General features: G+C 40.7%; 20 protein-coding genes. 5 read left to right on the forward strand and 15 right to left on the reverse strand.

The genetic code is table 11. The annotated features are described in order from the left end of the window. Positions 1-33: 33 nt before the first annotated feature. The 3 genes from ACMGGO_RS14075 (at position 34) to ACMGGO_RS14085 (ending at position 2,834) form a co-directional block, all read left to right on the forward strand. On the forward strand, positions 34-1,422 hold the full coding sequence (locus ACMGGO_RS14075; protein WP_066037414.1) for a hypothetical protein: 1,389 nt from the start codon (positions 34-36) through the stop codon (positions 1,420-1,422). 130 nt (positions 1,423-1,552) lie between these two features. Continuing rightward, entirely contained in the window at positions 1,553-2,311 is a 759-nt protein-coding gene (locus ACMGGO_RS14080) for a glucosaminidase domain-containing protein (protein WP_048390248.1), read from the forward strand. 106 nt (positions 2,312-2,417) lie between these two features. After that, entirely contained in the window at positions 2,418-2,834 is a 417-nt protein-coding gene (locus tag ACMGGO_RS14085; RefSeq protein ID WP_066037413.1) for a hypothetical protein, read from the forward strand. Here ACMGGO_RS14085 and ACMGGO_RS14090 read toward each other — a convergent pair. From ACMGGO_RS14090 to ACMGGO_RS14145, 12 genes are all read right to left on the reverse strand, one after another. Then, a complete protein-coding gene (locus tag ACMGGO_RS14090; RefSeq protein WP_066037412.1) occupies positions 2,831-3,661 on the reverse strand; it encodes a C40 family peptidase in 831 nt (276 codons plus the stop codon). The two genes, ACMGGO_RS14085 and ACMGGO_RS14090, sit on opposite strands and share 4 nt — an antisense overlap. Continuing rightward, on the reverse strand, positions 3,630-4,442 hold the full coding sequence (locus ACMGGO_RS14095) for a serine hydrolase (protein ID WP_374806010.1): 813 nt from the start codon (positions 4,440-4,442) through the stop codon (positions 3,630-3,632). The genes ACMGGO_RS14090 and ACMGGO_RS14095 overlap by 32 nt, the downstream gene beginning before the upstream one ends. Positions 4,443-4,449: 7 nt before the next feature. Beyond that, the gene (locus ACMGGO_RS14100; RefSeq protein ID WP_312125936.1) at positions 4,450-5,382 is read right to left on the reverse strand and encodes a S66 peptidase family protein; all 933 of its coding nucleotides are present in this window, start codon (positions 5,380-5,382) and stop codon (positions 4,450-4,452) included. Beyond that, complete coding sequence (locus tag ACMGGO_RS14105; protein WP_420281968.1) at positions 5,379-6,326, reverse strand: ATP-binding cassette domain-containing protein; 948 nt, start codon at positions 6,324-6,326, stop codon at positions 5,379-5,381. Before ACMGGO_RS14105 ends, ACMGGO_RS14100 begins: the two co-directional genes overlap by 4 nt. After that, entirely contained in the window at positions 6,319-7,392 is a 1,074-nt protein-coding gene (locus ACMGGO_RS14110; protein WP_131519822.1) for an ABC transporter ATP-binding protein, read from the reverse strand. The genes ACMGGO_RS14105 and ACMGGO_RS14110 overlap by 8 nt, the downstream gene beginning before the upstream one ends. Next, complete coding sequence (locus ACMGGO_RS14115) at positions 7,385-8,359, reverse strand: ABC transporter permease (protein WP_066037407.1); 975 nt, start codon at positions 8,357-8,359, stop codon at positions 7,385-7,387. Before ACMGGO_RS14115 ends, ACMGGO_RS14110 begins: the two co-directional genes overlap by 8 nt. Further along, positions 8,359-9,300 (reverse strand): ABC transporter permease, encoded by a 942-nt coding sequence (locus ACMGGO_RS14120; protein WP_420281969.1) that lies wholly within the window; start codon positions 9,298-9,300, stop codon positions 8,359-8,361. The genes ACMGGO_RS14115 and ACMGGO_RS14120 overlap by 1 nt, the downstream gene beginning before the upstream one ends. A gap of 85 nt (positions 9,301-9,385) precedes the next feature. After that, positions 9,386-11,209 carry a peptide ABC transporter substrate-binding protein gene (locus tag ACMGGO_RS14125; RefSeq protein WP_420281970.1) on the reverse strand — a complete coding sequence of 608 codons (1,824 nt, stop codon included), beginning with the start codon at positions 11,207-11,209 and terminating at the stop codon, positions 9,386-9,388. A gap of 303 nt (positions 11,210-11,512) precedes the next feature. Further along, positions 11,513-12,307 (reverse strand): M55 family metallopeptidase, encoded by a 795-nt coding sequence (locus ACMGGO_RS14130; protein WP_066037404.1) that lies wholly within the window; start codon positions 12,305-12,307, stop codon positions 11,513-11,515. After that, positions 12,304-13,035 carry a M15 family metallopeptidase gene (locus tag ACMGGO_RS14135; protein ID WP_048390226.1) on the reverse strand — a complete coding sequence of 244 codons (732 nt, stop codon included), beginning with the start codon at positions 13,033-13,035 and terminating at the stop codon, positions 12,304-12,306. Before ACMGGO_RS14135 ends, ACMGGO_RS14130 begins: the two co-directional genes overlap by 4 nt. 287 nt (positions 13,036-13,322) lie before the next feature. Next, complete coding sequence (locus tag ACMGGO_RS14140) at positions 13,323-14,381, reverse strand: P1 family peptidase (protein WP_420281971.1); 1,059 nt, start codon at positions 14,379-14,381, stop codon at positions 13,323-13,325. Position 14,382: 1 nt separating this feature from the next. After that, on the reverse strand, positions 14,383-15,081 hold the full coding sequence (locus ACMGGO_RS14145) for an aspartate/glutamate racemase family protein (protein WP_420281972.1): 699 nt from the start codon (positions 15,079-15,081) through the stop codon (positions 14,383-14,385). Positions 15,082-15,307: 226 nt separating this feature from the next. On the opposite strand from ACMGGO_RS14145, the gene ACMGGO_RS14150 reads away from it, so the two are divergent. Beyond that, on the forward strand, positions 15,308-16,705 hold the full coding sequence (locus tag ACMGGO_RS14150; RefSeq protein WP_259948729.1) for an alanine/glycine:cation symporter family protein: 1,398 nt from the start codon (positions 15,308-15,310) through the stop codon (positions 16,703-16,705). A gap of 139 nt (positions 16,706-16,844) precedes the next feature. Here the strand turns inward: ACMGGO_RS14150 and ACMGGO_RS14155 are convergent, their stop codons facing one another. The 3 genes from ACMGGO_RS14155 to ACMGGO_RS14165 all read right to left on the reverse strand — a co-directional run bounded on the left by ACMGGO_RS14155 (position 16,845) and on the right by ACMGGO_RS14165 (position 21,634). After that, a complete protein-coding gene (locus tag ACMGGO_RS14155) occupies positions 16,845-18,806 on the reverse strand; it encodes a methyl-accepting chemotaxis protein (protein WP_048390218.1) in 1,962 nt (653 codons plus the stop codon). Between the two features lie 174 nt (positions 18,807-18,980). Then, positions 18,981-20,660, reverse strand: a complete 1,680-nt coding sequence (locus tag ACMGGO_RS14160) for a methyl-accepting chemotaxis protein (protein WP_259948726.1) — start codon at positions 20,658-20,660, stop codon at positions 18,981-18,983. Between the two features lie 155 nt (positions 20,661-20,815). Beyond that, a complete protein-coding gene (locus ACMGGO_RS14165) occupies positions 20,816-21,634 on the reverse strand; it encodes a hypothetical protein (protein WP_259948724.1) in 819 nt (272 codons plus the stop codon). Positions 21,635-21,735: 101 nt separating this feature from the next. On the opposite strand from ACMGGO_RS14165, the gene ACMGGO_RS14170 reads away from it, so the two are divergent. After that, a complete protein-coding gene (locus ACMGGO_RS14170) occupies positions 21,736-22,302 on the forward strand; it encodes a hypothetical protein (RefSeq protein WP_004229454.1) in 567 nt (188 codons plus the stop codon). Positions 22,303-22,307: the final 5 nt, after the last annotated feature.

Below are 22,307 nucleotides of genomic sequence, written 5' to 3' on the forward strand. Positions count from 1 at the left end.
ATAATAAAAATTGTAGTAGAGAGGTCGTGACCTATGCATAATGGCTTTCAGTTTTTGGCGATTTCACAACTAGCAAAAAGGTTTCCAGCAGACTCTTGGTGGGCAAAGTTTTACAAGGATTTTAGTGAGGATGATCTAGTAGCGTACTATGAGGGGGATATAACACTTCCCTCTCTTGATTTGGACTGGGATATGCCATTCCCACAACAGGACAAGACCATTCTCATTTTCATCAATGGTCATCTAACTGTAGACACCCTCTATAATTTAGAGACAGATGGGGCAATTGGGCTGATAGTGATGGGCAATGTACTTTCTAAAAATATAGCTGTAGGTGGTCAGGAAATCTATGTGCACGGGCATCTGACAGTCGAGAATATATTATGTGGCTCCTACAATCATGGCGAAACGATCGTTAATGGCAATCTTCAGGCAACAATTTTGGTTCAAGATGATGAGTATCGCATCAACGTAAAGGGTCAGAAGTCGATTCCTTGTATCGTAAATATATGGCACGGAGATGGCGTTTTTCAGGAGCTCCCTATCCGTATTGAAGATGTATTAGTAGACGAGATATTTTTACCTGAGGATGAGGATGACATCGGCTTTTCCTTCACTTCACTCGTGGAAATTCTAAAACAAGGGCGTTCTGCACTCACTCAATTTACAAGCGTTCCTCAAAGGACAATAGCAGCTCCTATTTATTTCACGCACCATTCGATCAATGCGGAAAACATACTGAAACTGACTTCATGTATTCTGATGACACCTGACAAACCTTCTTTCGATTTGACGGAACAGGATGTTTATTTTATGATCCAACGCGCACATACCAATGCTGATGGAGATGTACGCAATGATAGTATTTATATATTGACCTCGCAGTGTCATTATTTTATTTGGCTTAATGAGGATCAATCCGTCTCTCTCTTGACAAAAACACTAGATGAAGAAGCTGAATGGTGGGATATTACAGCATCCCCCCAGGAGGATTTAGTGGATTTACAACAGCACTGGCTGATGTTGTTAACCTGCATCAATGTAGCAGAACTTTACTTGCATAGTATCGAGGTGCGAGATGTACAACAAATTCTCCAGCATCCTACGATTCTGGATTTAGACGATGAACATGATGGATTGTGGGATGGTTCCAAATGCTATAGCTTCCGTCAAACCTATTTGGATGATGAAGGCGATAGGATACATGCTCGCATTGAAATTATGACGCCTGATGAAGCGTATTATTTTTATACGCTCGAAAATCAATCCTATGTTGCTCGCCACTATCAGCCTCCTAACGTTTTTGGTCGACAAGAGCTATCTTATTTAAACACGATTCAATGGGAAGCGTCCGAGCGATATTTTGAGAGATTCAAACAATTTATGTCTCAGAATTTTAAGATAGATTTAGGAACTAATTAAGGCAAGAAACGTTCTATTAATGATGAAGTCTATTCAACTATACATCTCTTTCACTCTCTGTAATAATGAGAGATAGCTAAACTTTTAATAGAAGGGAGGGAGATGTGGTCACGACCAACATCCAGCTACAATGAAATACGTGCTAAACTTTTTTAAAGGACTTATGATTGCCGTTGTTGTTATTTGTATTTCGTTTTATATGGTGACACAGTTATTTAATACGACTGAAAGAGAAGAGTCTGTGGTTATTGATGATCGTCCAAGTGTGGAAGAGTTTATCGGTGAGATTGCAGAGACCGCACGAGATCTTGGTGCTGACAATGACTTATATGCATCCGTGATGATTGCTCAGGCGATTCTAGAAAGTGAGCATGGGCAAAGTGGACTTGGCTCTGCCCCTAATTATAATCTTTTTGGAATGAAAGGCAGCTACCAAAATAATTCCGTCACACTCGAAACCACAGAGGATGATGGGTCAGGCAACCTTTCTACCATCATGGCTGACTTCCGCAAATACCCTTCCTATGAAGCATCCATGCAGGATTATGTAAAATTAATGCGTAATGGCGTGTCATGGAATAAAGATTTTTACGCAGGCGTTTTCAAAAGCAACACAACTACCTATACAGATGCGACGAAGTTTTTAACAGGCTCCTATGCAACTGATTCGGCTTACAATGAAAAATTAAATACATTGATCGCAAAATATGACCTTCAGCAATATGATAGCCCTGTAAAAGATAAGAAAACCATCACGGTGGCTGATGGAGATTCACTTATGAAGATTGCCGAAGCCTATAATGTGAAGGTGACATCACTTAAGCAGTGGAATCAGCTTCGAACAGAACGTCTTGAAGCAGGCCAGCAACTTAATATTTATCATTATTAACATAGAACGTCCATGACTCATCAAGGAGTATGGACGTTTTTTCTCATGAAACTAATTCGTTTGTCTAAACGTCTTAGTGTAAAAATACGGAAAGGATAGGAACACAGTGAAGCGTACACAATTGCTCAGTCTTCTCGCCGTTAACCTTATGCTATTGCCATTGATTCAGCTTAGCTACAACCTATATTTCACAACAAAAATAGCAGAGGGTTCCTTTTATCTTATTATTTTCCCTGCTGTTATTATTTTATCGAACCTCTTACTATGTTGTAGTCGGCAAAGAGTAGCAGCGTCTATCCATTGGACCTTTGTCTATGTGGGACAAGGCACCTCTATCGCCTGTTATTTTGTGTGGCATTATGGGCAACTAGAGCCCTATCCAGATATGCCCCCAGGTGAAGCAGTGTTTGATTTATGCATGAGTACATTTTTAATTGGGCTCTGGCAGTTTATCGTGTTAGCACTGATCCATCTCAGTACGTTTATCATCCTCAAGATGGGACTGACCTTTAAAAAAGCTTAACTAGTCTTCTGTGAGTTATATAAAGTACCTACTGCTAGTATGGTCGTGGCTAAATCCTGTCGATAGAGGGGATGTTTGGCATCTAGACTATTAATCGTTACTTCATTACCACCTAACGATGAATGGACATACAAATCATCACCCATGTATAGAGCAATATGACCTGGAAAATAGATTAAATCACCCTTCTGCATTCGGGCTTGCTCTATGTTAACGATAGGGAAGCCCTCTACTATTCGGGCATCACGATAAATATAGACACCGTTTAACATATAAGCCATTGAACATAAACCAGAGCAATCAATACCTAGTGGCGATTTGCCACCCCAGCGATAAGGGGCCGTTAAATAGCTGAGCGCTGTGTCCACTACATTTTCTCGGAACTGCTGCTCCGATAATGAATGTGCTGTTATTTTTGGTTGTAGCCATTTTGTTCGAACATACCCTATTTGTCCTGACACTAGCTGTACAGCTGACCATTCTTCAGGTACTGCTTCGTCTGACATAACACGAATGGAAGAGCCTCTTACAAGCGTTAGCAGCTTTGTACTTTGAATACGTGGCTGCTGCAAAACATCTGCAAAGCTTTGACACACTACATACTGTGCATCTTGTTGCCATGTAGATGCTAGTGCTTCCTCTTGCAGTAAGTCTGCCTTCTGACAATAACCCTCATAACGATAGGCCGTTTGAATAGAAACCCAATCTTCATTGACATCCCTGATGATCTCTACGGTCATCCCATAAAGCACTTCATCGACTAATTCAGAAGCTTTATCTGGCATGGCATGCAAGCTAGCAATCATGGCTGTAACGATAGCCTTCATCCTTCTCCCCCTTCCGCTTCACCAGCTGGTCATAGACAACTTTTGATAGACGACCAATGAGTTGGCGCGCCTGATCATTGTCCGTTACATTTGTTATAAAAACACCCATACTATAATCGACTGCATTCGTGTAAAATATCCCCACATCATGATCGACTGTATCCAGTCCGCCTGTTTTATGTGCCAGCCTCACATCCTCTACTAGATAGCGCTTTAGGGAGTCATGTACACGCTGACGGCTTAAAATATTAATGACTAGTTTATTGTAGGTAGGCGTTAAAAGCTCTTGCTGATAGATACGCGTATAAAGATGCGCCATATCCCTTGCTGATGTGCGATTATCTATGCCCTTTGCTAGCCGCTCCACATCCATCATTTTTCGCTGTAGCAGTGTGTCCTGTAAACCGATATGCTGAAAATAGTCATTCAAATATTCCATGCCAACTACATCGATTAAGACGTTCGTAGCTGTATTATCGCTAGTAATAATCATCCACAATAGCAGATCATAGAAAGTGCTTTGTGTAAGTCTTTGTTCACTAATCACACTAAAATCCACCCAATCAGTTGGTGAAATCGTAAGCGTAGAATTAAGTGATAATTTGTTTTTCTCTATATATGAGAGCAAGGCTAACAGAATCGGCACTTTGATTAAACTTGCACTTGAAAATGAAGTCTCTAGCTGATGACTGATGAGCAACTGATTCGTTGTTAAATTTTTAATAAACAAATGTACGTTGTAGGGCGATTCTTGAATAAGTGTAGTAATACTCTGCTCCATAGACCACCTACCCAACTACATGGATACGCTGATTGTCCGCATCCATCTTGACGCTTCTTCCTAAAGGAAGCGACATCGTTGGTAAACAATGACCACATGCCAAATCTGCAATCATAGGCTTCCCTAAAGGCACTAGAATTTCTTGAAAAATAGTTTGTAATGATAAGCTATGAGCTGGCTTTTCGGGATTTTCAGGTTCGCAATTTGTCCAAGCGCCCAATAAAATGCCTGCCACGTCATCTAGCTTTCCTGCCAGTTTTAATTGTGTCAGCATACGATCCACCCGTTGCTCCGTTTCATCGATATCTTCTAAAAACAGAATTTTACCTCGTGTATCAATTTCATAGGGTGTGCCAAGTGAAGCTGTCACTAATGTTAAATTGCCACCGATAAGTTGACCTGAAGCGCTCCCAGGAACCAGTGTGGACATGGGCTGGTGAGAGGGATTTTTTAAGTAATACGCCTTTCTTTCATTCTCCATAATCAGCTGAATGAACGACTGCCAAGTATAGTCATCCATCTCCTGTCTAATAAATTCTGTGGATGGCATCGGCGTATGATAGGTTACAAAGCCACATAGCTGATTAAAAGCTATATGTAGAGCGGTCACATCACTATAGCCAGCAAATACTTTTGGATTGGCACTTATCAAGTCAAAGTCTAATTGAGCTAAAATTTTCGTCGCACCATAGCCCCCACGTATACAAAAAACACCATCAATCATCGGATCACCAAACATACGATGAACATCTGCTACCCGTAAATCATCTGTGCCTGCTAAATAGCCATGTCTTGCGTGACAGGTCTCCCCAACGACCACATTGAGCCCTAGCTTTTCGATACTAGCAATAGCAGGTTGCAGCTTTTCGGGTGGCGTTGCTCCAGAAGCACTAATAAGACCAATTGTGTCACCCTTTTTCAATGCCTTTGGACAAATCATATCTTTTCCTCCCTTTTCAGTGAAGTACGATAATGGGCCAGTTCCTCTTCATTGGCTAAAATAAAATGACCTTCCTCTATTTCAACAAATGAGGGGGGATTTTCCTCATAGCGATGCTGTGACGGATCATACACTTCTACAACTTTCTCCCGCTCTTTATAGGGATTCGGCTCTGGTACTGCTGATAACAAAGCCCTTGTATATGGATGCAGCGGATGAGCAAAAAGCTTTTCTGTTTCCGCTAGCTCCACAATCTTCCCCTTATAAATGACCGCCGTACGATCCGTAATAAAACGGACAATCGATAAATCATGGGCAATAAATAAATACGTTAAATGATTTCGCTGTTGAAGGCTTGCTAATAAATTTAATACTTGCGCTCGAATGGATACGTCTAAGGCGGATATTGGCTCATCTGCAATGATAAACTCTGGCTCCATCACTAACGCACGAGCAATGCCAATACGTTGGCGTTGACCTCCTGAAAACTCATGCGGAAAGCGGCTTGAGAACTCTGGAAGTAGCCCAACGTCCAATAACGCATCGCACACCTTTTGTTGTCGATCTGCCTCATCTTTATATTTTTTCGAAGGGTATAAGCCCTCTGAGACAATATAATCTACTTTTGCTCGTTCATTCAGAGATGCCATAGGGTCCTGGAATATCATTTGGATTTTTTGCGTAATTTCTCTATCCCAATCTTTAGGGATTTTCCCCTGAATACTTTTACCATGGTACAAAATTTGTCCCTCTGTGACCTCATTGATGCGCATAATCGCTCGACCAATCGTTGTCTTCCCTGACCCTGACTCACCTACAATGCCAAATGTTTCGCCTTTAAAAATTTGAAAGCTGACATCATCAATGGCTGTAAACTTATTTTTTCCTTTGCCAAAAACAACAGATAAATTTTTTACTTCTACAAGCACCTCTTTATCAGTCATTCGCATACTGCCTCCCCTCTGCAAAAAATGCTTGTAAGGCTGCTGGAGGCTCTACCTTTGGTGCAAGTGGGTCTAATAACCATGTACGAGCATAGTGGGTATCACTGACCTGAAAAAAAGGTGGCCGCTCGATAAAGTCGATTTTCAATGCATATGGATTGCGTGGGGCAAAGGCATCTCCCTTTATTTCCTGAAAAAGATTCGGAGGTGTGCCCTTGATGGAATACAATTGTTCCCCTTTTGAGCCAAGCTGTGGTAAAGAGGAAATAAGCGCCCACGTATAAGGATGCTTACTATGAAAGAAAATTTCATGTGTTTCCCCAACTTCGATGACATCGCCCGCGTACATCACGGCAATACGGTCAGCCACTTTTGCGACTACGCCTAAATCGTGCGTAATATAGACGATTGTTAAGCCGTATTTTTGCTGAAGACTTTTTAAGAGCTGTAAAATTTGTGCCTGAATGGTTACATCCAAAGCTGTCGTGGGCTCATCACATATTAAAATATTCGGCTTACACGCAATGGCAATCGCAATAACGATACGTTGGCGCATCCCTCCTGAAAATTCATGGGGGTATTGCTTATAGCGCTTTTGCACATCGGTAATGCCGACATCTGTTAACAGTTTTAATGTTTCTGCATAGGCTTCCTTACCTCTTAAGCCTTGATGCATAACCACACATTCTTCAATTTGCTTTCCAATGGTTTTGAGCGGGTTTAACGATGTCATCGGATCCTGTGTCACCATCGCTATTTCCTTACCACGAATCCCTAGCCATTCTTGCTCTGTTGTGAATTTGCCTAAATCCTGTGCATTGTAAATAATTTGTCCCTGCTTAATACGACCATTTTTATCGAGCAAGCCCATAATGGATTTCATCAGCACGGATTTACCCGAACCTGATTCACCCACAATGGCTAAGCTCTCTCCCTTGTAAAGGTCGAGTGAAATACCGCGAATCGCTGTTAAAATTCGACCACGTAGCGTAAACTGAATCACTAAATTTTGGATGCCTAATATGCTTGATTTTTTCAATGTCACCCGCTTCCTCTCCTTATACATGGTTTTTCGGATCTGCTGCATCTGCAAAGGAATTACCAATAATATAAAATGCGATCGTAATAACGCTTAGCACAATACTCGGGAAAATAAGCTGATACCGTAGATCTGGTGACATCATAAGGACACGTCCTTCATTAATTAAATTTCCTAAGGATGGCTCACTGATCGGAAGCCCTAAGCCAATATACGTCAAAAAGACTTCGGCCCCAATTGCAAAGGGTATCGCTAAGCTCATGCGTAGCATAATGACAGAAATTAAATAAGGTAATAGATTTTTTAGGATAATACGATAATCAGGTGTGCCTAAGCACTTCGAGGCTAGATTGTATTCGCGGTCACGCAAAATAACAATTTGATTGCGGATAAACCTCGCCATTTCCACCCATCCCGTAATACACATGGCAATAATAATTGTTGAAATACTTGGCCGTAAGATATAGGACATTAAAATGAGCACAATGGTTGTGGGGATATTATCGACAACATTATAAAGCTGTGTTATAGGCGCTTCTAATTTCCGTGAAAAGCCCCATAGCGTGCCAATTGTAATGCCCACCACTGCCTCCACTAAGGCGACAACACAGCCAATAAAGAGTGAGGTTCTCGTCCCCGCCCAAATACGAGACCATAAATCCTGACCGATTGAATTCGTGCCAAACCAAAATTCTGCACTAGGTGCAATATTACGTGCCTGCATCCCGGTTTGTTCATCCAAGTAAATTTCAGTTGGTGATTTTTGCGCGGGTAAATAGGGCTGTAAAATCGTAAAGCCAACAATGATGATCACCCCAACTAATAAAAAAACGGCCAGTCGATTTTTCAAAAAGGATTGCCATGTAGACCGCCAATAAGAATAATTTGAATAGCCCGTTTCCTCCGCCTGTTTTGCGTCCACTTCGGCAAATTCAAATAAGGTTTCACGTGATTTATTTGAAATATTATTGATTTCATCTGTATACATCCCCATTAACGTACACCCCCTCCCTTGCCTAATTTAATACGAGGGTCGACAAGTGCCATGGCAATATCCCCTAAAATAAGGCCAATAATACCAAGGGAAGAGAACACTAACACTAGGCCTTGCACAATCGTATTATCCTGTCGCTGAATAGCATCCACAAGTAAGCCCCCCATCCCTGGAATGGAATACAACGACTCTATATAAATCGAGCCTGTAATCGTAAACAGAATCGTTGCAGGTAAATATTGTGCCATGGGAATAAAGGCATTACGTAATACATGTTTGAACATCAGTGTCCGCTCCTTTACGCCCTTTGCCCTAGCCAGCTTAATATAGTCCTTGTTCAGTTCATCCACCATATAGCGTCGCATCCACATCGCGTAGGAGGCAGTTGGAGCCAATGCCATTGACGTAAGTGGAAGAATCCAAGTAATCGGCCTGTATTCATCAAACAGCATCGGTAATTGAAAGAGTTCTGTAATATACATTTGAATAACTAAGTAATAAACGGCTGCAGGGACTGCAACAACAAATACGATATAGCCTGTCCCAAGTCGATCCAGCCAACGTCCCTTACGATAGGCCATCATTATTCCTAACGGTACACCAATCAGGAGTGATAAAGCGACGGCTCCTAAACCAAAGAGCAGAGAATACGTGATTTTATCTGCAATAATCGTCACTACTGAGACATCGGTACGATAAGTTACTGATTTGCCCAAATCTCCATGCAGTAAATTCTTGTAAAAATTCCCCAGTTGGACAAGCATTGGGTCTCGCAAGCCGAGATTTGTTAAGTAAATTTCCTGCTGAGCAGGTGACATTTTATCAGCAGCCGCTCCTAAATAGCCTTCCTCTGGCATTAGCCGTAATAATGAAAAGACAATGGTGATGATAATAAAAAGGGTTAAAACGGATTGTAAGAGTCGTTTTCCTATATACTGCAATATCGCGCCATCCTCCTTTGTCAAAAAGACGAAAGGAGATGCCGACTATTCTTTTCGGTATCTCCTTTTCATCTACGAAATTCTACTACTTTTCAGCATTGGCTAGTGCTTCCGCACGTTCTTGCTCCCACTCAGAAAGCGCTTTTTTAAATTCTTCATTACTCATTGGCTTTTCTAGCACTTGCTGGCCTTTAAATTTCTCTGCCGTTACACCAAATGGCGAATATTGCGCCTCGAATGGATTTAATTTAGATGCCATATAGCCACTACCACCAACTGAATATGGAATAACAAAGGCTTCCTCAATTAAAAACGCTTCTGCCTTCGCAAATAGCTCATAGCGTTTGGCTGTGTCAATTGTTTCTTTCGCTTGATCTACAAGATTTTGATATGTTGTTTTACCATTCGCCTCTTTATAGCCTTCTGCTAATTCTGGTTTATTGTAAGTTCCATCTACTGTGAAAGGATCTGTATACGTAGATGGATCTGCAAAGTCAGGACCCCAGTTCGCCTCTAAGAGTGCAAATTTACCTGGACGACGTACCTCTGATAAGAAGCCTGTGGATGGACCAGCCTCTACAATAATGTCGACATAATCTGTCCCTAGTAGTTTTTCCATTTGCTGCTCGACTACTTGAGAGCGATTAGCCCAATCTGGCATACCAGCGTTATAAGGCATTAAAACCTTTACAGGGAATGTGGCCTTACCTGCTAACGCTGTTTTTGCTTTTTCTTTATACTCTAGGGCCAGCTCTTTATTGAAGGAATCCTCATTGGAAATGGATGTAAGGGGTGCTAGTTGTGTATAATCCACTCCTTCCACATCAACAAAGTTTTTCGGTGTAATGGTATTGCTCAGCAAATCTGCTGGATTATATGGCTCAACCGTTAGCATCGCGGAGACACGGTCAAGCGCATGGAATAAGGATTTGCGGAAATCTTTATTATTGACGGCGATTTTCCAGTTATCAGGCTCGTATTGTGCGTCAAATTGTGGGTTGAAGTTGAGTGCATAAAAGTAGGTATAGAAGTTATTTTGTGTTTGACGAACCTGAGATTTTTTCTTTTCATCTTTAAACCATTCATCAATGATGGAGGTCGGGATACTAGCCGAATCGATTTCGCCACGTAAAAACAGCTCAGGCGCCACAGTTGCCGCCTCTTTATTGTATTTATAGCGAATACGGTCAATCAGCACCTTGTCTTTATCCCAGTACGTTTCATTTTTCACAAGAACGCGTTCATTTTGTGGCTCAAATTTATCTAAAATATAGGCACCGTTATAGAGGAAGTTTTCACGTGTTGTGCCAAAATCCTCTCCCTTTTCCGCAATGAATTTGCCATTCACAGGGAAGAAACAAACATAATTCAACATAGAAAGAAAATAAGGTGTCGGCGCCTCTAAAGTATATTCTACTGTATGTTCATCTAGCGCCTTTATGCCTACTTCCTTGAAATCGTTCATCTCGCCATTATAGAAGGCTTCCCCATTTTTCACCACCGTCGCAATCCAAGCTGTCGACGATTCATTTTTAGCATCAAGCACATAGTGTAAGCCATCCACAAAGTCTTGTGCCACAACATCTGCATATTCCTTGCCCTCATGTGTCACCCATTTTGCGTCATCACGCAATTTGAATGTCCACACCGTAGCATCCTCATTCGCAGACCACTCTTTCGCTAATCCTGGCTGGACCACCCCATAGTTGTCATATTCAATGAGCCCATCCACCATATTCGCAGCTACCGCAAATTCATTTGTTTCTGACGTCTTTAAATAATTTAACGTTTTAATTTCCCCTGAATACACCACTCGATATTCCGATGCTTTTTCACTCGCTGATTTGTCATTACAGGCTACACAAAATAATACGACCAGACATACGAACAGCAACCAATATTTTCTCACAAGCATCCCCCTAGTCATCTTTTTATAATGAAAATCCTATTGGTAGGATGGATTGCATCTGCAATAGGATCATTCAAACATAAGCTAGGTCTGTCTAAATTGACCATCTATCGATGAAATGAACAACGGTACATACTCATTGTCACAGTTATGAGATTAAATTGTCGGTTCTATCAACTACCAAACCACTCAGACAGCGTGTCCCACTGCTTTTTGAGCGGGTCCACCACTTTTTTGGTCACTTCTCACCTTTCATGAATTAGAATCCTCACTTGATGTAAAAGCTCCCACTAAACCTTTCCATCATGTTAAAAATTGCAGGACACGCAGCACCTCATAAAAATCATGGGTCATGAACTCCACGGTATTATGCGGTTTGAATTTGGCATTTGGATAAAATGAATTACGATAGGCTCGTGTATGATCACGATAAATAAGCTCTACCCTAAAGTGTTCTGGCAACGTTACCTGTAATGCGGTACGAGGAACCTTCATAGAAGACTCTACCAGTCGCTTGGTTTCCATGATAGTTAGTTGTGGACTGACACTAATCGTCGCATTGCCGATTCCTTCCTTAGTAGCAAATGTGACAATGTGTTCGTTTACGGTTGGAATCTCTTCTGTCAACCCCACATCCCCACTCACAAAGGACACAGGAACACCGTGTAAGGCTGCTGCATAGGTATTGATCAGAAATTCACTCGCATATTCGCCATTGATTTTGACATCCGCGTATGTGCAAAGTGTATGGGCTAGTGGGTTACGCTCACTGCCACCCTTGCTGTGATAGCCGATAAAAATAGCACGATCGAAGCTTTTATCGAGACCCGCTACCATACACATAGGGTCGTATGTCCAGCCACGGATAACTTTACAGTTGATTGGTAAATTGGAAATGTCTAAATTGCGGGCTGAATCATGTGCGTCCTTTACTAAAATTTCGGTTGCGCCCCCCGCTATCGCTCCTTCAATGGCAGCTTCTACTTCACGTGTCATTTGTCTTTGGAAAAACTGATAATCAGGTGCGTTTAACTCGGTCTCACTCCACGAAGTTGTACCTGTAATCCCTTCAATATCTGCACTAATATAAACTTTCATAGAAATCGAAACTCCTTTACATGGTGATTTTGAATTGTTGCGTGTACTGCTCCGTAATGCGCTGCCTGTGCTTGAACACGTCTAGCCCATGCCACATTGCCATAATCATAATGCCACCATTCCTCCGCATAGTTCGTAAATCCAGCAAGTGTCATACAGTTATACAGCAAACGTCGGTACTGACAGGCAAGCGGATTTTCATGCGTATGTTGTTCAAAATAACGGGTCGCGGATTTTTCATTCATTTCATCAAACGCTGTCCCAAGATCGAGGGCTTTACCATGAACATCAGCCAGTGTTACATCGATGGCACCCCCTGTTAAATGGGGGGCTAAATGGGCTGCATCTTTACTTGGAAATGCTACATATTTTTTGGTCGCCTGCACAATCTCTTGTGATGTTAACTGCGGCATCCTTTTTGCTAATTGCTGAGAAAAATGGCTAAACAAATGCTGCTGTACTTGAAATGGACGATAGCCATCATAAAGTAATAAGCAATACTCTTGAGGTAATAATGTTAACACCTGTTGCAAACGCTCATAGACTCCTTCTCTTACATGAATAACTCGTAAACTATTAGAAATCTGTTGCTGATAGTAGATGGGTTCCATAAATATCCTAGGATGAGCACCTGTAAGCTGGATAAGCGGCTCATTGTTTTCACAGACAACTGGTGATGGCGAGGGGCTTCCATTTAGAGAGGGTGCTATCGGTTGAAAAAGGTTCATAATAACAGAACCCTCCTTTAAATAGTTAGATAATTCAGTTTTTTAAGTTGAATGTTATCATATCTCTCTACCATTGACTAGATAAAAAAAGAATAATTACAAAATAATGGATATATTCTTACAATGATACATATTCCAGCAATTGACGGGTCGAAAAACCACTTATATCCTCTAATTAAGAATTTTATTCATCTTATAGCTCGCTCATGCTAAAAAATTAACGAAACCTGTTTGGTGGCCTAAAAAAAGACATTGAAACACAATTGCTGTTTCAATAGCCTTTTCTTTTATGCCTGTTGAAAGGAATAAGCTTGCACTGTATGTCCATTGCGGCCAGTTGTTGTCTGTGCCTGGGATAATGAATTTAGTATCGCTTCCTCTGTCGCTTCCGCTGCGGCTGTAAACAGTTGATTCATGATGGGATGATCCTCACGAAGCTGAGTTCTAGTCTCAATAAGCTGATCAGCGGTATGAGGAATACAATGTGCCGTCGTGAAGCCAATCACAATATCGCCACTACCATGTGAAAAATGACTGCCTGTCCGTCCTAAACCGATACCACAGCGTTTAATGACACGTGTTAATTGTCGACTACTTAGCGGGGCATCTGTCGCAAGGACAATGATAATGGAGCCATCTGTTGGTGATAGAGTAGATTGGTTTTGCATAGTTGAGACTTTGTAATGCTCGGCTAAAAACTCCCTGTCTTGTCCAAAGTTACTAAGAACTAGGCAGCCTACTGTATAGTTCACTTCATTTGATTCTACTTTGACGATGCGAGAGGAAGAACCAATTCCTCCTTTGTAGCCGAAACACATCATCCCTTTTCCTGCACCAACAGCGCCTTCCTGTGCCGTCTTTGTAGAGGCTTGGCGAATGGCTTCTATGGCATGCGCAGGTGTCACTGAACAAGCTCTAATCGAATTAAGATAACTATCATTACACTCGCCCACAACGAGATTAATGGTTCCTGTTGTCAGTCCAATGTCTTCATTCCTATCAAGCATATAGCTTAATGTACCTTGTGTCACAGCGGGTACGCCAAAAGTATTGGTTAACATAATGGGCGATTCCAGTACACCTAGTTCATTCACTTGCACAAGTCCCGTTGTTTTCCCAAAGCCATTTAGTACATAGCTTGCCGCTGTTACCTTTTGCTGAAATACATTGCCTCCATGCGGTAAAATAGCTGTAACGCCTGTACACGCATAGGCCCCATTCTGATCTAATGGCTCATCCAATGTCACATGCCCCACTTGAACTCCTTCTACATCGGTGATGCAGTTTTTCTGACCAACTGGTAACACACCAATTTCAATGCCCAATTGTCTTACTTTTCCCTGCATATTATGCATCCTCCTGAATCGCCATTAACACAGCAGCCTGTGCATGGATAGCCGTTGTATCAAACACGGGAATGCTGACATCCTCCTGCTGAATCAGTAAGCCGATTTCCGTACAGCCCAAAATTACCCCTTGCGCCCCCGCATGTACAAGCTCCTCGATCACTTGGCTATAGTACCTTTTAGATGCTGGTACAATGGTACCAAGACACAATTCATCGTAAATAATTCGGTTTACTTCCATTCGGTCGTTGCTGTCAGGCACAATCACCTCTATGGCAAAGCTTTCTATCCTTGCCTTATAAAACGCTTGCTCCATTGTGTACTTTGTGCCAAGAAGCGCTATTTTCTGTAACCCCGCTTCTTTGATTTGCTTAGCTGTGGCATCCGCAATATGTAAAATAGGAATGGTTATAGCAGGCTCGATAACATCAATGACCTTATGCATTGTATTGGTACAAATGATGACTAGGTCTGCACCTGCCCGCTCCAGTGCTTGTGCAGCTTGAGCTAGCACCTCACCTGCTTTGTCCCACTCACCGTTAGCTTGAAAATGCTCAATTAGCTGGAAATCTACACTAAACAAAATACATTTCGCAGAGTGTAAGCCCCCTAGTCTATGTTTAACCTGTTCATTGATAAGTCTGTAATATTCAGCAGATGACTCCCAGCTCATCCCACCAATTAAGCCGATTGTTTTCATGTCTACACCACTCCTTTTTTTCTATTATTATACGCCTCTCTCACACAAAAATAAGAAAATTTTCCAAAAATAATATACAAGGATTGGAAAATAGTAGATAAAATGAGTTTTCTCAATTAATAAATTATAAATATCAAAATTTTAGTATAATTCATTATTTTAGAAAAGTTGATTTTTAATAAAAAAACAGTGTAGACTAAAGCGTATTGTGAAAGGAGGACAACTTATGGAATGGATCTCAACAATAGTTGACAGTGGAAATAATATTTTATGGACATATATCCTCATTATCTTACTTTTAGCAGCAGGACTATATTTTTCATTCGGTACGAAGTTTGTACAAATTCGTCTTTTTCCTGAAATGTTTCGTTTAATTGTAGAAAAAAGAGAGGGCGATTCGGGGGTTTCTCCGTTCCAAGCCTTTACCATTAGTGCTGCTTCACGTGTCGGCACAGGAAATATTACAGGGGTAGCCTTAGCCATTGGTGTAGGCGGTCCTGGTGCAGTATTTTGGATGTGGATAATCGCGATTTTAGGGATGGCCACTGCCTTCATTGAAAGTACCTTAGCACAGATCTATAAAGTGAAGGATGGCGATACATTCCGTGGTGGGCCCGCCTACTATATGGAGAAAGCATTAGGTCAGCGAAAGCTTGGCATTATTTTTAGTATTCTATTAACATTAAGCTTTGGCTTTATTTTTAATGCTGTGCAATCCAACACAATTGCCACTTCAGTCGGCGAAGCCTTCGATGTAAATCCAAAGATTATCGGGGCTATACTTGTCATTTTAACTGGATTAATTATTTTTGGTGGTGTCCATCGAATTGTAAAGGTGACACAAGTTCTTGTTCCAGTTATGGCCATCTTCTATTTACTTGTAGCTCTTTTTGTAGTGGTGACTAATTTATCGGAAATCCCACATGTTTTTTCATTAATTTTCACTCATGCATTTGGCCTACAGGAAGCTGCTGGTGGCGCAATTGGGGCAGCAATCATGCAGGGCGTACGTCGCGGTTTATTTTCCAATGAAGCAGGGATGGGAAGTGTACCGAATGCTGCTGCGACTGCTAATACTTCGCATCCTGCTAAACAAGGACTTGTACAAAGCTTAGGTGTCTTTTTTGATACGATTATGATTTGTACAGCCACTGCCTTTATCATTATTTTAGCGGGCTTATATGATAAAGGTGAGAGTGATGGTATTATTTTGACGCAAAATTCTTTAGCTGTTCATGTTGGTGATTGGGCTCCTTATTTTATTGCCATCTCCATCATTTTCTTCGCTTTTAGTTCGATTATTGGTAATTATTATTATGGTGAATCCAATATTGAATTTATGGATGCCCATAAAGCTTGGATGTTTTGCTATCGAATTTTAGTGTTAGTTATGGTCATGTTCGGCTCCATCGCACAGGTACAGCTTGTATGGAATCTCGCTGACCTCTTTATGGGGCTGATGGCGCTTATCAATATCGCCATCATTATGATGCTCGGTAAAATTGCCTTCCTCGTGCTAGACGACTTTACTGAGCAACGTAGAGCAGGAAAAAATCCTGTCTTCTATGCAAAATCAATCCCAACCTTAAAAAATACAGACTGTTGGGAAGAAGAAGATCGATAAAATACTGAACGCCACTTCTAAAATTGAGTGGCGTTTTTTCGATATTTAAATAAATGGTAATTTTATAAAAAACGGTTACTTTGCTCTACTAGTAATCAACACTTAACGCCACCCCAAAATTTTGGAGTGGCGTTGTGCTTTAATATTTAAACTGACTAATCAGTAGCTTTAATTCATCCGCCATATGTGCGAGTGCTTGCGCAGAGGCATTGATTTCCTCCATTGAGGCTAATTGTTCCTCTGTTGATGCCGCTACATCCTCAGACGCCGCTGCATTGCCTTTCGCGGAGAATGCCAAATCTTCTGTTACTGCCGCTACCTCTTGAACACCTGCAGACATCTGTTCAGAGGCTGAGGAGACCTCCTCCATTTTAGGGGTAATCTCATTCATACTTGTCATAATGACTTGGAATTTTGCAATGGCTTCATCGGAAATATGCAATCCACTTTGCACATCCTCTGTAACCTTCGCCATAATACTGACAGATTGCTCCGTTTCTTGCTGAATCCCTCGGATAAGCTCAAATATTTGTTTAGCTGATTCCTGTGATTGCTCTGCAAGCTTACGCACTTCGTCTGCCACGACTGCAAAGCCTTTCCCATGCTCTCCTGCTCTCGCTGCTTCGATAGCTGCATTTAAAGCTAGTAAATTTGTTTGATCTGCAATGCTTGTAATCACATCTAAAATGGATGTAATTTGCTGAGAGCGTTCATGCAATGTCTGGATTTTCGCATTGGAGTCTGCTACGGATAAATGAATGGATTGCATTTGATTTTTTGTATTTTGAACAGCTTGTCCGCCTTCATCCGCCTGTAATGTCGCATGCTGTGAAAGGTCCGTCACAGCGGAGGAGATTTCAGCAATATGCAGAATGGCAGTAGAAAGCTCATGTAAAGAAGCTGCATTTTTATTGGCACTAATCGTTTGAGAATCAGCACTTGTTGCAACATCCTGAATGGAAATCGCCACTTTTTCTGTTGCAATGCTTGTCTGATTGGCATTGGCAGTTAGCTCTTCTGCTGAAGAAGCAACCTCCTCTGCATTTTGTTCAATTTTTTGTATTAGTGTCCGTAAGCTTTCTTGCATATCATTAAAGGCTTGTCCTAATTGGCCAATCTCATCTTTTGACGTAATCGTTACCATTTCCGTGAGATCCCCTTTGCTGATCGTAACCGCACTATCCTTTAAGGCTTTAATTGGTTTAATGACAGCCCTCATTACAAAATAAAAAATGATGGAACTGATGATAATTGCTGCTATGAGGACTAGAATCGTATGGTATAAAATCGAGGAAGCAGACTCATCAATTTCTTCAGCAAAAATCGTTCCTGTTATTTTCCAATTTGTCAGTTCATTTGTCGTATAGAATAATAGACGATCATCACCATTAAAGACATATTCATACGTACCTGATGGACTTTCGTACATTTTATCAAGGAAACTTTCTTTCAGTTCTCCTCCCGCTTCAAGTGTAGGATGTGAAATGACCATCTTGTCTTCTCCAAAAATTGAAGGATACCCATTTTTTCCGATTCGAATTGAATCAGCAATTTTTTGAAGATCGGTTAATTTAATATCGATTGCCACAACTCCAGCATGATCCTTCGTCTGCTTAGCAACTGTTACCACCATATCACCCGTCCCCGCATCCTTGTAAGGGTTGGTGATTAAGGTTTCACCTTTTAAAGCTGTCGCCTCTTTATACCAATCTCGATCTAATGGATTATAGTCTGCACCATTCAATTTTGGCTCCTGTGTAAATCGACCGTCATTCATGCCAATATAAACACTCAATACATCTGCATTAAGCTTTGTATATTGCTGAAATTTAGCCACAATCGAAGCTTGTGCTTCTTCATATTGACGCGCATCTATTTCACTACTAAATACATTGATGTCACTCATTTTCTCACTAATTGTTTTGTCAATGAGCTTATTTAAAATGCCTACACTTTCATTGGCACTAAATAAAATTTCTTCTTCAATCGAGTCTTTTGCAGATAAATAAGACAAACTCCCAACAGATATGACAGGGATAAGTAATACTAGCGCGAATAGCGTATAAAGCTTGCCCTTAAAACTGCTAAATAGTTTCTTCATATATCAATCTCCTTTTGATTTTTTCTAAACCTCTCCCTCTCTTTATCTGCTTAACATTTCTCCCAAAGCTTTTATCGGACGAAAAAAATTTTTTCTAACATTTTTACGATTTTCATATTATTCAGGCTTTACCGACAAATAAAACCCCTGTAACTAGACAGGGGTCAATTGAATTTAGTATTTAAACGATTGAATGGATTCTTGCAGGTCTATTGCCATCTTTGCTAGATGGGTAGAGGCTGCTGCTACCTCCTCCATAGCTGCATTTTGTTCCTCTGAAGAGGCTGCAACACTTTGCACATGATGGCTTGATTTTATCGACACTTCACTCATATAGTCCATTTCCTGCACTAACTTTTCAATATCTTGATGAATTGCTTGAATGGCTGCCGTTACTAGCTCGGTCTGTGCTTGTACATCATTAATGGCATCATCAATTTGTATAAAGTTATCCCTTGCCACATTAACCTTTTCACGACCTACATGGACAGAATCATTACTATTAACCATATCTTCCTCGATAATCCTCGTGCTATCTGTAATTTGGGCCACTACTTTTTCAATATCGACTGCAGCAAGATTTGACTCATCTGCTAGCTTGCGGACTTCCTCTGCTACTACCGCAAAGCCTTTCCCATGCTCCCCGCTCCTTGCGGCTTCAATAGAGGCATTGATTGCTAGTAAATTGGTCTGTGTCGCTATACTCTTAATGACATTTACTGCTGATACAATCGCCGCTGTATTGTCATCTAAATCTTGTACACGTGTATTTAGCTCACTTGTGTTAGTAGAGATTTCATTCATTTGCGCTGTAACATCATGTACCGAAGAACGACCTGTTTGTGCCATATTTTTCGTGTTGACTGTTGCTTGATTCACGCTTTGTATGCTTGTAGAAATATCATTCATTTTCTTCAAGATATGGGCAGATAAATTTCGTACATCACTTGTTAATGTATCCTGCTGATCAATCCCTTGTGCAATATCATGAATAGATTCTGTTACCACCTCTGTCGCCTGTGTAACCTCCATGCTACTTGCTGTTAGCTGTTCGGATGTTGCGGCAACTTGCTCAGAGGAGTTTCCGACTTGTTTCATCATCAGTCGAAGCTTTTCTGACATACTATTGAAGGAATCAGCTAAGTGTGCAAACTCATCCTTGGTTTTAAATTGTAAATGCGTATGCAAATTCCCTTCCGAAAACTTATCCATTTCAACTACTGTTTGTTGAATATTTTTTGCGATTCGTCTACCAAATAGTGTTGCAATGATAATGCTTATAAGTAGAGAAATAGCCACTAGAATCATAATTTCCAGGCCACTTCTTTCTCCTTTTTGCTTGGTAGCCTCAATATGAGCCTGCATATCTTCTTGCTGAGCTGTTGCCATCGTTTTTCCAAAGACAACCAATTTCTGAGAGCCCTCACCTAAAATCGGTAAAGCCATTTGTTGTGCCTGCTGATGTTCCCCTCGCTGATAAAGAGGCACAATCTGCCCATCTATAGCCTTTTCCCAGTCGTCAAGCTGCGATAAAAATTGATCAAAATCTTGATTACTATCGCCTACTTCTTGAAGTCGATTAATCGACGTATGTAAGGTATTTCGGATTTCATGATGATTGTTGAGCATTTCTTCCTTGCCATATAACATATACCCACGAATAGCCGCATTCGCTCGTACGGTTTGGAACGAGATATCTTGATATAAATGGATTAATTCCGTATTGTCTTCGATTTCTGCTAATGTCTGATTATTATTATTCAAGTAGTACATAGCAATCCCTGATATAAGCAGTAAAAAGATGAGGACAATACCAAAAGCAAATTGCAATTTCCGTTCCACAGTTAGTCTCATATGATTCCCTCTATTCTTCTATAATCCACTTGAGTATAGCCTACCTAAACCTATTAGCCTATAAAATCTATGCTCCTCCTCCTAAACTATCGCTAAAATTTAACAATAATGAGAATTTCGCATCTAATCTATTGACAATAATATCCACTATTTTACTAGTTGAAATAGGAAGTAATCATTTGGAAACCATAGAGATAACACCAAAAGAGCGGAAGATGTAGGAGCATTTTCAGAAAATGACCTCTTTTTTCTAAAAACTCTCGAATGCCTGAAGTCAGCATCATCGCACTCAGTAATAGTAAGCTATGTTGAGCCCCATAAATCTGCATAGAGAATGTGATGACCAAGGGCAGGATGGCTGGATAAATAGAATCTGCTAGTGATCTTTTTTCCCTCGTATTGGAGGGAATGCTTTCTTTCTCTGTGGATTTAGCGGCTATTAGTTTCTTTACAAGCATATAGACAAGACCAAAAAATAAAATTGTATAAACAATAAATAATAGCCACGACATTTTGCTTTTCTCATTTAACAAATGAAAATAATCCTCAGCTTCTTGTGCTTGCAGTACATAATACAATCCTGTTTTTTGATCCATTAGGAAGAATCGTTCATCCTCGACTATTACTTTCAAGGCCGTTTCCTTGCCATTATGGAAGCGTATGTATAAATCACTTACTGCTTCATGGTCTGCTGGTCGACTGCTAAGGTCCTTTTTAGTTTGTAAAACTTGCTGAAGGCGATCTGTATCTTTCACCTCATAGCGGTCGACGTAGAATACTTGCTTTAATGGATATAAATATTGCTCTTTGCCATTACTTCCAGACAAATACCAAGCCTCTTTAATTGATTGAATGGGAGTATGCAGCGGCACTAGCTCCTCCCGCTGCCTTTCATTGTAAATGAAGAGTAGTAGTGTGCTTATACTTAGGACAATGCCCAGAATAAGTGTATGAATATAACCACTCTTGTACACTTTATAACCTCCTTTACCACTTTACATTTATAGTAATTATTGTCATATACGATTTACTACTCTAATAAGTTTCAGCTATACTTAAATAGAGGTGATGATGTATGAGTAGACCAGAATTATACGTACATTTAGTAGTTGGTCCTGACTGTGATTTTGAATCCATGGCCATTCGAGCAGCACTGGAATCTTTTGGTGCAGGAGTGACACTCGATTTAATTGGCAGACCAAATGATTTAATTGATATTTTATCTGGAAATGATCTTCCTCACAAAATGGATTATTTGCTATTAAACTTTCACGGCGATGAGGGGCGATTTTGTCTGCCTGAGCTAGGAGAAGAGGTATATGAAGAAAATGAACCAAGGAGTATCTATTTTGACCCTCAAGATGTCTTAACCTATTGTCAGCTACAGGGTGTCAAGGTCATTGCGGCAGGCTGTACATTAGGCTGGCAGCAGCTAGCGACAGCCTTTTTAGAGAGTGGCTGTCATTCCTACCTAGCTCCTGATGATTATATTGAGGGTAATGCTAATCTCATGTTTCTAATTCACTTTTTCTATGAGATAATCACAAATCATAGAAGTCAGCAGGAGGCATTTGAACTCGCTCAAGCGACCGACCTAGAAACAGCCTTATACAAGCTCTATTTAGCAGAAAAAAGATCGTAGCACCT

This window comes from Lysinibacillus sp. BNK-21 (assembly GCF_048684915.1).
GTDB lineage: Bacteria > Bacillota > Bacilli > Bacillales_A > Planococcaceae > Lysinibacillus > Lysinibacillus capsici.

What these genes read in the sequence shown, in the direction of transcription:
- ACMGGO_RS14115 (WP_066037407.1), bottom strand. Translation starts at nt 8,359, where the DNA reads ATGGGGATGTATACAGATGAAATCAATAATATTTCAAATAAATCACGT.
- ACMGGO_RS14135 (WP_048390226.1), bottom strand. Translation starts at nt 13,035, where the DNA reads ATGAACCTTTTTCAACCGATAGCACCCTCTCTAAATGGAAGCCCCTCG.
- ACMGGO_RS14090 (WP_066037412.1), bottom strand. Translation starts at nt 3,661, where the DNA reads ATGAAGGCTATCGTTACAGCCATGATTGCTAGCTTGCATGCCATGCCA.
- ACMGGO_RS14150 (WP_259948729.1), top strand. Translation starts at nt 15,308, where the DNA reads ATGGAATGGATCTCAACAATAGTTGACAGTGGAAATAATATTTTATGG.
- ACMGGO_RS14160 (WP_259948726.1), bottom strand. Translation starts at nt 20,660, where the DNA reads ATGAGACTAACTGTGGAACGGAAATTGCAATTTGCTTTTGGTATTGTC.
- ACMGGO_RS14110 (WP_131519822.1), bottom strand. Translation starts at nt 7,392, where the DNA reads ATGTATAAGGAGAGGAAGCGGGTGACATTGAAAAAATCAAGCATATTA.
- ACMGGO_RS14140 (WP_420281971.1), bottom strand. Translation starts at nt 14,381, where the DNA reads ATGCAGGGAAAAGTAAGACAATTGGGCATTGAAATTGGTGTGTTACCA.
- ACMGGO_RS14170 (WP_004229454.1), top strand. Translation starts at nt 21,736, where the DNA reads ATGAGTAGACCAGAATTATACGTACATTTAGTAGTTGGTCCTGACTGT.
- ACMGGO_RS14145 (WP_420281972.1), bottom strand. Translation starts at nt 15,081, where the DNA reads ATGAAAACAATCGGCTTAATTGGTGGGATGAGCTGGGAGTCATCTGCT.
- ACMGGO_RS14075 (WP_066037414.1), top strand. Translation starts at nt 34, where the DNA reads ATGCATAATGGCTTTCAGTTTTTGGCGATTTCACAACTAGCAAAAAGG.
- ACMGGO_RS14080 (WP_048390248.1), top strand. Translation starts at nt 1,553, where the DNA reads ATGAAATACGTGCTAAACTTTTTTAAAGGACTTATGATTGCCGTTGTT.
- ACMGGO_RS14155 (WP_048390218.1), bottom strand. Translation starts at nt 18,806, where the DNA reads ATGAAGAAACTATTTAGCAGTTTTAAGGGCAAGCTTTATACGCTATTC.
- ACMGGO_RS14095 (WP_374806010.1), bottom strand. Translation starts at nt 4,442, where the DNA reads ATGGAGCAGAGTATTACTACACTTATTCAAGAATCGCCCTACAACGTA.
- ACMGGO_RS14130 (WP_066037404.1), bottom strand. Translation starts at nt 12,307, where the DNA reads ATGAAAGTTTATATTAGTGCAGATATTGAAGGGATTACAGGTACAACT.
- ACMGGO_RS14100 (WP_312125936.1), bottom strand. Translation starts at nt 5,382, where the DNA reads ATGATTTGTCCAAAGGCATTGAAAAAGGGTGACACAATTGGTCTTATT.
- ACMGGO_RS14105 (WP_420281968.1), bottom strand. Translation starts at nt 6,326, where the DNA reads ATGACTGATAAAGAGGTGCTTGTAGAAGTAAAAAATTTATCTGTTGTT.